At 73.4% G+C, this 13,003-nt stretch carries 10 protein-coding genes; all 10 read left to right on the top strand.

The window, feature by feature from the left end; translation table 11 throughout:
- The first annotated feature begins 45 nt into the window (after positions 1-45).
- On the top strand, positions 46-1,047 hold the full coding sequence (locus OG871_RS13290) for an aldo/keto reductase (protein ID WP_371496959.1): 1,002 nt from the start codon (positions 46-48) through the stop codon (positions 1,045-1,047).
- A gap of 91 nt (positions 1,048-1,138) precedes the next feature.
- Positions 1,139-1,492, top strand: coding sequence for a cytidine deaminase (locus OG871_RS13285; protein WP_371496958.1), 354 nt, complete (start codon positions 1,139-1,141; stop codon positions 1,490-1,492).
- A gap of 106 nt (positions 1,493-1,598) precedes the next feature.
- On the top strand, positions 1,599-1,763 hold the full coding sequence (locus tag OG871_RS13280; RefSeq protein WP_371496957.1) for a hypothetical protein: 165 nt from the start codon (positions 1,599-1,601) through the stop codon (positions 1,761-1,763).
- A 47-nt stretch (positions 1,764-1,810) separates the two neighbouring features.
- Entirely contained in the window at positions 1,811-2,740 is a 930-nt protein-coding gene (era, locus tag OG871_RS13275) for a GTPase Era (RefSeq protein WP_371496956.1), read from the top strand.
- A gap of 448 nt (positions 2,741-3,188) precedes the next feature.
- Entirely contained in the window at positions 3,189-3,599 is a 411-nt protein-coding gene (locus OG871_RS13270) for a hypothetical protein (RefSeq protein WP_371496955.1), read from the top strand.
- Positions 3,596-4,588 (top strand): phosphate ABC transporter permease subunit PstC, encoded by a 993-nt coding sequence (pstC, locus tag OG871_RS13265; RefSeq protein WP_371496954.1) that lies wholly within the window; start codon positions 3,596-3,598, stop codon positions 4,586-4,588. The genes OG871_RS13270 and pstC overlap by 4 nt, the downstream gene beginning before the upstream one ends.
- Positions 4,585-7,452 carry a phosphate ABC transporter permease PstA gene (pstA, locus tag OG871_RS13260; RefSeq protein ID WP_371496953.1) on the top strand — a complete coding sequence of 956 codons (2,868 nt, stop codon included), beginning with the start codon at positions 4,585-4,587 and terminating at the stop codon, positions 7,450-7,452. Before pstC ends, pstA begins: the two co-directional genes overlap by 4 nt.
- A complete protein-coding gene (locus tag OG871_RS13255) occupies positions 7,449-10,100 on the top strand; it encodes a hypothetical protein (RefSeq protein ID WP_371496952.1) in 2,652 nt (883 codons plus the stop codon). The genes pstA and OG871_RS13255 overlap by 4 nt, the downstream gene beginning before the upstream one ends.
- 123 nt (positions 10,101-10,223) lie before the next feature.
- Positions 10,224-11,216: a hypothetical protein gene (locus tag OG871_RS13250; RefSeq protein WP_371496951.1), complete on the top strand. Its 993-nt coding sequence runs from the start codon at positions 10,224-10,226 to the stop codon at positions 11,214-11,216.
- Between the two features lie 71 nt (positions 11,217-11,287).
- Positions 11,288-12,886 (top strand): Ig-like domain-containing protein, encoded by a 1,599-nt coding sequence (locus tag OG871_RS13245; protein ID WP_371496950.1) that lies wholly within the window; start codon positions 11,288-11,290, stop codon positions 12,884-12,886.
- The last annotated feature ends 117 nt before the right edge of the window (positions 12,887-13,003 follow it).

Raw genomic sequence — 13,003 nt, 5'->3', positions numbered from 1 at the left:
CCCGTCCGCTCGTGCCTTCGTGCACTCGTCCAAGGGGGAACCACGATGACCGTCCGCACTCTCGGCGGCCTGGCCACCGCACCGATCGGCTTCGGGGCGATGGTGCTGTCGCCCGGCGCGTACGGCGGGACCGACGAGGACCGCGGGGTGGCCGCGCTGCGGGTCGCCCTGGACGCCGGCGCCACCCTGGTCGACACGGCGGACGGCTACGGGGTCGACGGCGAGAACGAGCGGCTGGTCGGCCGCGCCGTCGCCGGCCGGCGGGACGAGGTGGTGCTCGCCACGAAGTTCGGCTTCCGGATCCCGCGGGGCGCCGAGGCACACCGCTTCCCGGTCAACGCGGCCTTCGGCGAGCTGGCCGTCAACCTCCACCCCAAGTACGTCCGCGGCTACGCCGAGCAGTCGCTGCGCAACCTCGGCACCGACGTGATCGATCTCTACTACCCGCACTTCCCGGACCCGCAGGTGCCCTTCGAGGACACCGTCGGCGCGGTCGCCGAGCTGATCGCCGACGGGTCGGTGCGCCACCTCGGACTGTCGAACGTCACCGCCGGGCAGTTGCGCCTGGCACACGCCGTCCACCCGGTTGCCGCGGTCCAGATCCAGTGGTCGATGTGGCAGCCGGTCGACCCGGAGCTGCACCGGACCGCCCGCGAGCTGGGCGTCGGCCTGGTGGCCTGGGGCCCGCTCGGCGGCGGGTTCCTCACCGGCACCGTCCAGGAGCTGGGCGAGAACGACTTCCGGAGCAACCTGGCCCGCTACGACCGCGCCAACCTGAAGGCCAACAACGACCGGTACGCCCCGCTGCGCGGCCTCGCCGCGGACCTCGGTCTCACCCCGGGCCAGCTGGCCCTGGCCTGGCTGCTGCACCAGGACGAGCACGTGGTGCCGATCCCCGGCAGCCGCACCCCGGCCCACATCGAGGAGAATCTCGCCGCGTCCCGGGTCGAGCTGGGCCCCGACACCCTGGCCCGGATCGCGGATGCCCTGGAGCGCTTCGACCCCGTCGGAGCCGGCGCTTTCCTCAAGGAGGGCCCGGACGCCTGACCGGACGCCTGACCGGCGCCCTGCCCACCCCTCGGACAGGTCCGTGGACGCCTGCGGACCGGTGGCGGCCCGGCGCCTATGCTCAGGCCTCATGAGTGAGCTGACCGGGCTGGACCCCGAGGACAAGAAGATCATCACGCTGGCCCGCTCCGCCCGCGCCCGCAACGGCGTGGCGGAGGGGGCGGCGGTGCGCGACGAGACCGGCCGCACCTACGTGGCCGGCACCGTCGCGCTGGAGTCGCTGCGGCTGAGCGCCCTGCAGACCGCCGTCGCGATGGCCGTTGCGAGCGGCGCCAAGGGCCTGGAGGCGGCCGCCGTGGTGACCGGGGCCGAGGAGCCGGCCGAGGCCGATCTGGCGGCCGTCCGGGACCTCGGCGGCGCCGGTACGCCGGTGCTGCTGGCCGGCCCCGACGGCACGCTGCGCGTGCGCGCCGAGGCTCGCTGAGCCGCTGAGCCGAGGCCCGCCGGGACGCTGTGCCGGGCGCCCCGGCTGGGGTGCCCGGACCGGCCGGGCCGATAGTCTGACCGCAAACGTTCCGGGGGAGGGACCGATGGGGGTACTGGCGTTCTTCGCCGGTCTGCTGCTGACCGTGATGGGGCTCGGCCGCTGGAGGGAGACCGGCTCGCCGTACTGGCTGATCGGGTCGCTGGTGCTGCTTCTGCTCGTCCTGATCGGGGCGCTGACCTCGTCCGGAGGGGGAAAGAAGGCCGGTTGAGCCGGGCTGGTCCGTCCGGGCCGTCGTGATCAGGGAGAATGGTCGGCATGAGTGCCCCTTCATCCCCGTACCGCTCCGGGTTCGCGTGCTTCGTCGGCCGTCCCAACGCGGGCAAGTCGACCCTGACCAACGCGCTGGTCGGGACGAAGGTCGCGATCACCTCCGACCGCCCGCAGACCACCCGCCACACCGTGCGCGGCATCGTGCACCGCCCGGACTCGCAGCTGGTCCTGGTCGACACGCCGGGCCTGCACAAGCCCCGCACGCTGCTCGGCGAGCGGCTCAACGACCTGGTCCGCTCCACCTTGGCGGAGGTCGACGTGATCGGGTTCTGCCTGCCCGCCGACCAGAAGCTCGGCCCCGGCGACAAGTTCATCGCCAAGGAGCTCGCCGAGGTCAAGAAGACCCCCAAGGTGGCGATCGTCACCAAGACCGACCTGGTCGACTCCAAGAAGCTGGCCGAACAGCTGATCGCGATCCACCAGCTCGGCCTGGAGCTCGGCATCGAGTGGGCCGAGATCATCCCGGTCTCCGCCGTCGGCGACAAGCAGGTCGAGCTGGTGGGCGAGCTGCTCACCAAGCTCCTGCCGGCCGGCCCGCCGCTCTACCCGGACGGCGACCTCACCGACGAGCCCGAGCAGATCATGGTCGCCGAGCTGATCCGCGAGGCCGCCCTCGAAGGCGTCCGGGACGAGCTGCCGCACTCGCTCGCCGTCGTGGTCGAGGAGATGATCCCGCGCGAGGGCCGCCCCGCGGACCGTCCGCTGCTGGACATCCACGCCAACGTCTACATCGAGCGCCAGAGCCAGAAGGCGATCGTGATCGGCGCCAAGGGATCCCGCCTCAAGCACGTCGGCACCACCGCCCGCAAGCACATCGAGGCCCTCCTCGGCACGCCGGTCTACCTGGACCTGCACGTCAAGGTCGCCAAGGACTGGCAGCGGGACCCGAAGCAGCTGCGCAAGCTCGGCTTCTAGGGCTCGCCGGACAGGTCTCAGGGCTGTCGGACCGGCTCCGGCACCCCGCACGACACCACGGCCCGCCGAACGCCTCCGGAGAACTCCGGGCGCTCGGCGGGCCGTCGGCGTTTCCCGGGGGCTGCACCAACGGCGGGCAAAGTCCCGTTCCGCGGCCCCCGGACGGGCCCGGGGGAGGGCCCGCGGGAGCCCGCCGGAGGGCCCCGGGCGTATACCGCCGAGGCCGGGCGCGGTGCGGCCGATCGCCCACTGACGGCCCCCCGGGAGGTCGCCCGACGGTCCTGAGGTATCGTCATATTCGTACGGGCGGTGCGCAACTTGTGGAGGAGTGGCGCGCCGCCCGTTCACGCTTTCCGTGTCCGGCGTTCATGCCTCGGCATCCGTTCATCCCCTCAGGGCCGAGACGGTCTGTTCCAGCCATTGAGCGCTTCGGAAGGCGACACCGGGCATGGGACAGCCGAGATTCCTCCTCGTCAGCAGACTGGCGCACCCGCACGGGGTGCGGGTCGGCGACGCCGTCGTCTGGCGCCTGCTCGGGGCCAACAACCGGCACCTCGGGCAGAGCGAGGAGACCTTCCGGGACGCCGCCTCCTGCCTGGCCGCCATCGCCCGGATGCAGCAGCGGGTGGACCGTCTCAGGGCCACCGTCGGGACCGTCGACCACGGTCAACTGTGGCGCTGGCGGCTCGATTTCGAGTCCGTCCCGGTGGCCTGCTCGACCCGGGCCTTCCGTCGCCAGCGGGAGTGCCAGTACAACCTCGGCCTCTTCCTGGCCGGGGCGCTGGACGCCGGGGCCGCCGCCCGGCCGCTGTCGCTGCCGCCGCTGCCCGCCCCGCAGTCGCGCCGGAGCCTGGTGTGAGCGCGCCGTCCGCCGAGGGCCCCCGCCCGCTGACCGTCAACCCCGGCTTGGCCGACCGGCTGTTCCTGGCCTGGGCGCGCGGCAGCGGGACCCTGGTCCTGCTGGTGATGCTGGCGGTCGGCGGCTACCTCGCGGTCCGGTCCGCCGACGCGCTGGGCACCGCCGGGTGGTCGTTCCTGACCACCGAGAACTGGAACCCGGACGGCGGCCGCGGCCAGTTCGGTGTCGCCGCGGTGCTCACCGGCACGGTGCTGATCGGCGGGATCGCGGTCGTCCTGGCGATGCCCCTGGCGCTCGGCTGCGCGCTGTACATCAGCGAGTACGCGCCCCGGCGGCTGAAGCGCCTGCTGGTCGGCCTGGTCGACCTGATGGCCGCGGTGCCCAGCGTGGTCTACGGGGTCTGGGGCTTCGTCCTGCTCCAGTACGAGCTGGCCGGGGTGGCCCGCTGGCTGGCCACGTACGCCGGCTGGTTCCCGCCGTTCCGCACCACCGGCATCGACCTCGACAACCCGCTCAACCCGCCGGTGATCTACACCGCCTCCAGCCTGATGGCCGGGATCGTGGTGGCCTTCATGATCACACCGATCATGTGCTCCATCATGCGCGAGGTCTTCGACCAGGCCCCGGCCGGCGAGCGCGAGGGCGCCTACGCGCTGGGCTCCACCCGCTGGGGCATGGTCCGCTCGGTGGTCCTGCCGTTCGGCCGCGGCGGCATCATCGGCGGCACCATGCTCGGGCTCGGCCGGGCGTTGGGCGAGACCATCTCGGTCTACCTGATCCTCTCGATGCAGTTCGAGATCCAGCCGCACGTCCTGCAGACCGGCGGCAGCGCCGTCGCGCCGATGATCGCACTGCGCTACGGCGACTCCTCGCCGTTCGCCATCTCCGCCCTCATGGCGGCCGGACTCACCCTCTTCCTGCTCACCCTCGCGGTGAACTTCGCCGCGGCCGCGGTGGTCGCCCGCAGCCGCTCCGGAGCCAGCTCATGACCACTCACCTCCCCACCACCACCGTCGTGGTGCCCCCGTCGGCCACGGCGCCCGAGCCGCCCCGGCGGCGCACCGGGGGTCGCCGCGGCACCGACCACTGGGCCCTGTGGGGCAGCCTGGCCGGCGCCCTCGCGCTCACCGCGCTGCTGTTCCAGCGGATCGCCCCGCTCAGCGGCGCGATCGGGTTCGTGCTCTGTGCCTGGCTGTCCTTCCTCGGCCTGTACGCCCTGGTCTCCCGCGACGAGGGCGGTACGGCCGTCCGGGACCGGCTGGCCTCGGTGGTGGTGCACAGCATCGCCGTGCTGCTGCTGGGTGTCCTGGTCTGGACGGTCGCGTACGTGTTCTGGGAAGGCCGGGACGCGCTCAAGCACCTCAACTTCTTCACCGAGGACCTCTCGGCCGCCGGCCCCGCGGACCCGCTCGACAAGGGCGGCGCCCTGCACGCCGTCGTCGGCACGCTCACCCAGATCGCCATCGCCCTCGCCATCACCATCCCGCTCGGCCTGAGCTGCGCCGTCTTCCTCGGCGAGGTGCCCGGCCGGTTCAGCCGGCTGGTGCGGACCCTGGTGGAGGCGATGACCGCGCTGCCCTCGATCCTGGCGGGCCTGTTCGTCTACGCGGTGCTGGTGGTCACCCTCCACCGGGACAAGTCCGGCTTCGCCGCCGCCGTGGCGCTCTCGGTGATGATGCTGCCGATCCTGATCCGCGCCGCGGACGTGGTGCTCAGGCTGGTGCCCGGCTCGCTGAAGGAGGCCTCGTACGCGCTCGGGGCGAGCCGCTGGCGGACGGTGTGGACGGTCACCCTGCCCAGTGCGCGCTCCGGGCTCGCCACCGCCGTGATCCTGGCCGCCGCGCGCGGCATCGGGGAGACCTCGCCGGTGCTGCTCTGCTCCGGCTACACCAAGATCCTCAACCTCGACCCGTTCGGCTCGCCGCAGGCCTCGCTGCCGCTGATGGCCTTCACCCTGGTCAAGTTCCCCTCCCAGCTGCACGTGGCCCGCGCCTTCGGTGCGGCCGCGGTGCTGCTCGCCCTGGTGCTGCTGCTCTTCCTGCTGGCCCGCGCCGTCGGCGGCCGGGGCCCCGGCGAGCTGACCAGGCGCCAGCAGGAGCGCCGGGCGGTGCGCTCCGCCGCGGACCTGCGCCGGATGCGGCAGCCGGCCCTCACCCCGAACCCGAACCGACTCGCCCGGAAGGCAACCGTGTTGAGCCGAGTGCTCGCCCGTACCCTCACCCTGTTCGCGGCCTTCGCGCTGCTCGGCTCCTCGCTCCTGGCCGGCGCGCCGCGTGCCGCGGCCGAGGACTACCACCGGATCGGCGGCGCCGGCTCCACCTGGAGCTTCAACGCGGTGGACGACTGGATCAGCAACGTCAAGCAGTACGGCATGACGATCGACTTCAACCCCGGCGGCTCCTCCTACGGCCGCAGCCAGTTCAAGAACGGCAGCACCGACTTCGCGGTCACCGAGATCCCGTACGGCCTGACCGACAACGGGCAGGTGGACGCCGCACCGCCGTGGCCGATGGCGTACCTGCCGATCGTGGCCGGCGGCACCTCGTTCATGTACAACCTCAAGATCGGCGGGACCAGGGTCACCAACCTGCGGCTCTCCGGCGAGACCGTGGCCAAGCTCTTCACCGGCCAGATCACCAAGTGGAACGACCCGGCGGTGCAGGCCGAGAACCCGAGCCTGAAGCTGCCGGAGACCGAGGTGCGGCCGGTCGTCCGCTCGGACGGTTCGGGCACCACGGCCCAGCTCACCACCTGGCTCAGCAAGCGCTACCCGCAGATCTGGGACGCCTACTGCACGAAGACCCCGCGCGGCGGCCCGTGCGGCATGACCTCCTTCTTCCCGCTGATCGGCGGCAGGAACTGGCCGGCCCTGGGCAGCTCGGACGGCGTCGCCAAGACGGTCGCCAACGACCGCAACGACGGCACCATCACCTACGTCGAGTACTCCTACGCGCTCAACAGCCGCTTCCCGGTGGTCAAGCTGCTGAACGCGGCCGGGTACTACGTCGAGCCGAACGGCAAGGACGTCTCCACCGCGCTCAAGCACGTCCAGATCAACCCCACCGACCTGACCCAGCAGCTCGACGGGGTCTATGACGCCCCGGAGCCCGCCGCCTACCCGCTCTCCAGCTACAGCTACATGGCGGTGCACACCACCGAGGTCGGCGACTTCAAGCCGGACAAGGGCCACACGCTGGCCGCCTTCGGCTACTACTTCCTCTGCGAGGGCCAGCAGAAGGCCGACCAGCTCGGCTACTCGCCGCTCACCGAGGACCTGGTGAAGTCCGGCTTCCAGCAGCTCGCCAAGATCCCCGGCAGTGAGCGCCGGGCGTTCGACGCCGGCAAATGCAACAACCCGACCTTCGGGCCGGGCGGCACCAACCCGTACGCGGCGAGCGCCGACCAGCCGCAGGACTGCGACAAGAAGGGCTCGACCGTCCAGTGCGCCACCGGCACCGGCGGCAACAAGGCCACCACCCCGGTCAGCAAGGGCGGCGGCAAGACCGCCGCCGCCCGGGGCGCCGCCACCTCCGGCACCCCGGGCACGGCGACCGCGGGCGCCGGTACGGCCGCGGGGGGTGCCGGAGCGGCGGCCGGCGGAGCGGACGGCCAGGGCGCCGCGGCCGGTGACCCGGCGCAGGAGGGCGACGCGGGCGGGTCGGGCGGCTCCGGCGGCCAGCAGTACGCCGCCGACGCGGTGGCACTCTCGCACGCCTCGGGCACCGGACTGCGGCACACGCTGATGCTGGTCGCGGGCCTGCTGCTGGGCGCCGTGATCGTGCTGCCCCCCGTGGTCGCGGGCCGCTCGGCCCGCCGGGCGAGGTCCCTCGACGGCGGCGAGGGGGAGCGGTGACCGGCGGAACCGGCGGACGCCGCCGGGGGGTCACCCACAGGGCGCTGCGCACCGCCGCCGTGCTCACCCTGATCCTGGCCACCGCGGCCGGGGCGGCGCTGTCCACCGGGCCGGGCCCGGTGCCGGCCAGGGTGTCGGCGGCGCAGAGCGCGAGCCCGCAGATCCCGGTCGACCCGCTCGGCGCGCCGGTCGGGATCGACCCGGCCTCCGGCGCCGCGACCGGGGCGGCGGCGGGAACGGCGCCGGGGACGGCCGCGGGGAGCACCCCGGCCGGCGCCGCCCCGGCCGCCGTGAGCGCGGCCGCCGCCCCGGCGGACGGCCCCAGCGCCGTCACCGTCGGCGGGACGGGCGAGTTCGCGGGGCTGGAGGTGACGGTCGGCCAGACCACCCACCTGGTCAACCAGGTGGTCACGGTGGTCTGGAAGGGCGGCCGGCCCACCCAGCCCAGCCCGATGGTCTTCGGCCAGAACTACCTGACCTTCATGCAGTGCTGGGGTGACGCCGAGAGCGGCCCCGACCGTGACCAGTGCCAGTACGGCGCCTCCAAGGGCGACAACCGCGGCGGCGACTTCGTCCCCAGCCGCCAGCTGAACCCCGGCCGCACCCTGGTCGACCCGGCCGAGCCGATCAAGCCGACGCAGCCCAACCAGAACGTCTTCGCGCCGTTCCGGTCCTTCGACGGGAGCCCGGTCGAGACCGGCGGCAGCAGCCAGTTCTTCAGCCTGCAGTCCACCAACGAGGTGCCCTACGCGCCGACCCGGGCGGACGGCACCGGGCAGGTCTTCTTCGAGATCCAGACCGGCAGTGAGGCCGCCGGGCTGGGCTGCGGCAACACGCCCAAGGGTGAGAGCGGCCCGTTCACCGAGGGCCGGCGCTGCTGGCTGGTGGTGGTGCCGCGCGGCTCGACCGAGGTGGACGGCAGTACGCTGACCAACCCGGCCGCCCGGCTGCAGTCCTCGCCGCTGTCCGCGAGCAACTGGGCGCACCGGCTGGTGGTGCCGCTGCGGTTCGAGCCGGTGGGCCTGTCCTGCCCGCTCGGCAGCTCCGAACTGGCCACCAGCGGGACCGAGTTCGCCGCCGAGATGATCTGGCGCTGGCAGCCGGCGCTCTGCCGCCGGGCCGGGCGGATCTTCAACTTCGGCCAGGCCACCGACGACATGGCGCGGCTGCGGCTGACCAGGGACCGTCCCGGCCTGCTCTTCATGGGTGCGCCGCTGGCCGCCGCGGACCAGGCCGAGGGCCGGACCCCGGTCTACGCCCCGCTCGCCGTCTCCGGCCTCACCCTGGCCTTCGACATCGAGAGCCAGTCCAACTCCCTCACCCCGCCGGAGACCGCCAGACGGGACGGCCAGCGAATCCAGGAGATGAACCTGACCCCGCGGCTGGTCGCCAAACTGCTCACCCAGAGCTACCGGTTCGCCGTCAACCCCGGCGACCCCAGGGTCCCGGCCGGCAACCCCCGGGACCTGGTCACCGACCCGGAGTTCCTGGACATCAACCCGCAGTTCAGGAGCCTCGCCTTCCCGTCCGGCATCGCCGACCTGCTGGTGCCCTCCGCCGACGGCGACCTGGCGCTGGCGGTCTGGAGGTGGGTGCTCGCGGACCCGGACGCCAAGGCCTTCGTCGAGGGACAGGTCAGCCCCGCGTGGCACGACTCCGTCAACACAGCCTTCCTCGCGGACGACAAGGCGCAGCCGCCGGTCCCCCGGCAGGAGCTGCCCGTCCCCGGGTACCCCAAGCCCGACGGCTACTGCAAGCAGTTCGACGCGGAGCTGCAGCGTCCGGAGTGGTGCAACCTCGACGGCCACCCGTACGCCAACAACATGGCCGAGGGCGCCCGCGCGGCCGCCCGCGGTGACACCCTGGCCCGCTCAGAGTGGGATCCGTCCGCCATCCCCGGCAGCCTCAAGAAGGCCAACCCGCAGGCCCAGGGCCTGCGCGGGGTGCTGGCCCTGACCACCACCGCACAGGCGGCCCGGTACGGTCTGTCCACCGCGAGACTGCGCAACGGCGCGGGCGAGTTCGTGGCCCCCACCGAGCCGTCGATGCTGGCCGCCGCCAACGCCGCCGTGCCGGGCGCCGTCCCCGACGCGAAGGTGGTCGACCCGGCCGCCAAGGCGGCCGGCGGCTACCCGCTGACCACCGTCACCTATGCCGCCACCGTCCCCTCCGCGATCAGCGCGGCCGACGGCAGGGCCTACGCCGAACTGCTGCGCTACGCCGTCACCGAGGGCCAGCGGCCCGGCATCGCGGTCGGTGAGCTCCCGGCCGGCTACGTCCCGCTGCCCGAGGCCATGCGGGCCCGGACCACGGCGGTCGCGCAGACCATCGAGGAGCGGGCCGGCAGGCCGGAATCCCAGCCCGAGGAGCCCGCGGCCGAGCCCGGGACGACCCCCCGGGCCGTCCCGCGCGCCGCCGCGCCCGCCGCGGGCGGCGACGCGCAGGAACCGGTCGCCCCGCAGACGCCCGCACCCGGCCACAGCGTCGTCACCCTGGCCCCGAGCCCGCCCGCCGCGCCGGTGGCCCGGACCGCCCGGACGGACGTCGGCGGCCTGCGCTACCTGCTGCTCGGCACGCTGATCGCCGGCCTGCTGGCCGGTGCGGCCGGGATCGTCGTGCCCCGGCTGCTGCGCCGTCGGCGCCCCTGACCACCGCTCACCCTCCACCAGCCCTCCGACGCACCTGTGCCACCGGTCGAAGGCTTCCTCCGGCCGTGCCCGAAACCGCTCGTCCACCCGTCAACGCGCCTCATTCCAAGGGGAATCGACCAGATGAAGCTCATCGCCAAGCGCCAGCTCGCCAAGTGCGTCACCGTCGCGGCCGGCCTCGGCCTGCTGGTGGCCGGTACCGGCACCGCCCAGGCCGACCCGGCCGGCTTCCGCCCGCTGGCCGGCGTCGGCTCGGACACCACCCAGGGCGTGATGAACGCCCTGGCCAACGCCGTCACCGTGAACGGCCAGAAGGTCATCGGCTCGTACGACGCCGTCGGCTCGCCGACCATCACCACCAAGGCCGGCACGGCCTGCCAGAACCTGGCCCGCCCGAACGGTTCCGGCGCCGGCCGCACCGCCCTGCTGAACGAGCTCAACAAGGGCAACGGCTGCCTGGACTTCAGCCGCTCCTCCAGCCTCAACCTGGCCGCCTCCACCCCGGGGCTGACCTACATCCCGTTCGCGGTGGACGGTGTCACCTACGCCGTCAGTGCGGGCAGCTCCGTCCCGCTCGACCTCTCCGTCGCCGACCTGCACGCGATCTACAGCTGCGACCCCGGCTACGTGGGCACCGCCCCCAACTACTCCATCCGCCCGCTGCTGCCGCAGGCCGGCTCCGGCACCCGCAGCTTCTGGGAGGCCACCGTCGGCATCACCGAGGCCGACGTCGCGGCAGGCCGCTACCCGTGCATCTCCGACACCAAGGGCGGCAAGAAGATCGAGGAGCACGACGGCCGGGTGCTGGACACCGCCTCGCTGGTGCCCTTCTCGATCGCCCAGTACATCGCGCAGAGCTCCGGCACCCTCGCCGACATCCGCGGCACCGCCCAGCTCGGCAACGTCAACGGTGTCCCGTCGGTGCTGCTGAACACCGGCGCGGCGGCCGTCCGCGACGTCTACAACGTGATCCCCACCGGCAAGGTCGGCGTCAGCCCGTGGAGCGACGCCTTCGTCGGCGGCTCCTCCGGCATCTGCCAGCAGACCGCGCTGATCAAGCAGTACGGCTTCGGCGCCAACGCCAACTGCGGCGACACCTCGCGCACCACCGGCTGACCTGCCCCACCGGCACCTCCCACGTACCTGACCCTGCATCACCGAACAGCCTCGGAAAGGCGATTCACACCGTGAGCAGCTACCGTATTCCGCGCGCCGTCGCACTCGGCGCGGCCACCGTCCTGGCCGCGGGCAGCATCACCATGATCGGGTCCGTCTCGGCGTACGCCGACTCGCCCAGCCCGACGATCGGCACCCTGACGGTCAACCCGGCCACCGGCGCCGACGACGAGCTGATGAACGTCGTGTCCTCCGGTGTCTGCACCGGCGGCACCAACCTCCAGCTGCTGGTCTTCGGCCAGGGCTTCCCGGTCGACGGCTACGGCGTCACGCCCAACGTGGCGCAGACGGTCTACTCCCCGGACGCCCAGGGCCGGCTCTCCGTGCCGCTGAGCGACACCATGCGCGGCTTCGCGCAGAAGAACGGCTTCTCGGCGCTGAGCGGCCAGTACGAGTTCCACCTGCGCTGCCGCGCGAAGATCGGCGCCACCTACTTCGGTGACTTCGTCGGATCGGTCTGGTTCACCAGCCCCACCAGCTACACCTCCACCGACCCGAACGCCCCGGTCGCGGTGGCCACCACCACCACGCTCTCGGTCACCCCGAACGGCTCGGCCACCGCCGGCAGCGCCGTGACCCTGACCGCGAACGTCGCCCCGGCGGCGGCGGGCACCGTGCAGTTCTTCGACGGCGCCAACCCGGTGGGCTCGCCCGCCGCGGTCACCGCCGGCCAGGCCTCCACCACCACCAGCACCCTGGTGGAGGGCGCGCACAGCCTGAAGGCCGTCTTCACCTCCACCGACAGCCACTTCCTCGGCTCGACCTCCCCGGTCGTCACCTACACCATCAGCCCGGCGGGCGCGGCGGCCACCACCACCGCACTGGCCGTCCTGCCGTCCGGCTCCGCTGCCAAGGGCACCGAGGTCAAGCTGAGCGCCAGCGTGACCCCGGGCGCGGCCGGCACCGTCCAGTTCAAGGACAACGGCGCGGTCATCGGCACCCAGACCGTGGCCGCCGGCCTCGCCGAGTTCGGCACCACCACCCTGGCCGAGGGCGACCACTCCCTCACGGCCGCCTTCTCCCCGGCCGACGCCACCCAGTACGCGGCCTCGGCCTCCCTCGCGGTGCCGTTCACCGTCACTCCGCCGGTCACCCCGCCGAACCCCGGCGGCCCGACCCCGCCCGCCCCGGTCTCCGAGACCATCACCACCACCGTCGCCCCCGGCGCCCTGGTGATCAGCGTGGCCGGCGCCAACGTCACCCTGCCGCCGCTCACCCTGAACAACGACTCCACCCGGTTCGCCACCGCGGGCCCGATCCAGACCGTCACCGTCACCGACACCCGGGCCGGCGCTCCCGGCTGGTCCGTCAGCGGCCAGGTCGCCCAGTTCAACTCCGGTACCAACGCCATCAACGCGCAGAACCTGGGCTGGGCCCCGAACCTGGTCTCCAAGGGCGACGGCCTCAAGGTCACCCTCGGCGGCTCGGTGGCCCCGGCCAACGCCGTCGAGGCGGCCGACGCCGGTGCGCTCGGTCTGAAGTCCGCGCGCACCCTGGCCACCGCGACCGGCCTCGGCACCGCCAAGGTCGGCGCCGACCTCACCCTGCTCGCGCCGACCTCCACCCAGGCCGGCACCTACCAGGGCGTGCTCACCCTCACGGCGATCTGACGGCCGCTCTTCACCCGAGCGCGGCCCCGTCGCAACCCGGCGGTCGGACCGCCCTGGCCTGATGGCCGTGCACCCCGGTGCGCGGCCCGTACGGCCCGGGCGTCCGACCGCCCCACC

The organism is Kitasatospora sp. NBC_00374, assembly GCF_041434935.1.
In the GTDB taxonomy this organism is placed as follows: Bacteria; Actinomycetota; Actinomycetes; order Streptomycetales; family Streptomycetaceae; genus Kitasatospora.
The sequence above is the reverse complement of the archived record's forward strand: the minus strand, read 5'-3'. Positions and strand labels throughout refer to the sequence as shown.

Coding starts and splice junctions, on each gene's coding strand:
- era (WP_371496956.1), top strand. CDS start 1,811: ATGAGTGCCCCTTCATCCCCGTACCGCTCCGGGTTCGCGTGCTTCGTC.
- OG871_RS13280 (WP_371496957.1), top strand. CDS start 1,599: ATGGGGGTACTGGCGTTCTTCGCCGGTCTGCTGCTGACCGTGATGGGG.
- OG871_RS13285 (WP_371496958.1), top strand. CDS start 1,139: ATGAGTGAGCTGACCGGGCTGGACCCCGAGGACAAGAAGATCATCACG.
- OG871_RS13290 (WP_371496959.1), top strand. CDS start 46: ATGACCGTCCGCACTCTCGGCGGCCTGGCCACCGCACCGATCGGCTTC.
- OG871_RS13250 (WP_371496951.1), top strand. CDS start 10,224: ATGAAGCTCATCGCCAAGCGCCAGCTCGCCAAGTGCGTCACCGTCGCG.
- OG871_RS13270 (WP_371496955.1), top strand. CDS start 3,189: ATGGGACAGCCGAGATTCCTCCTCGTCAGCAGACTGGCGCACCCGCAC.
- pstA (WP_371496953.1), top strand. CDS start 4,585: ATGACCACTCACCTCCCCACCACCACCGTCGTGGTGCCCCCGTCGGCC.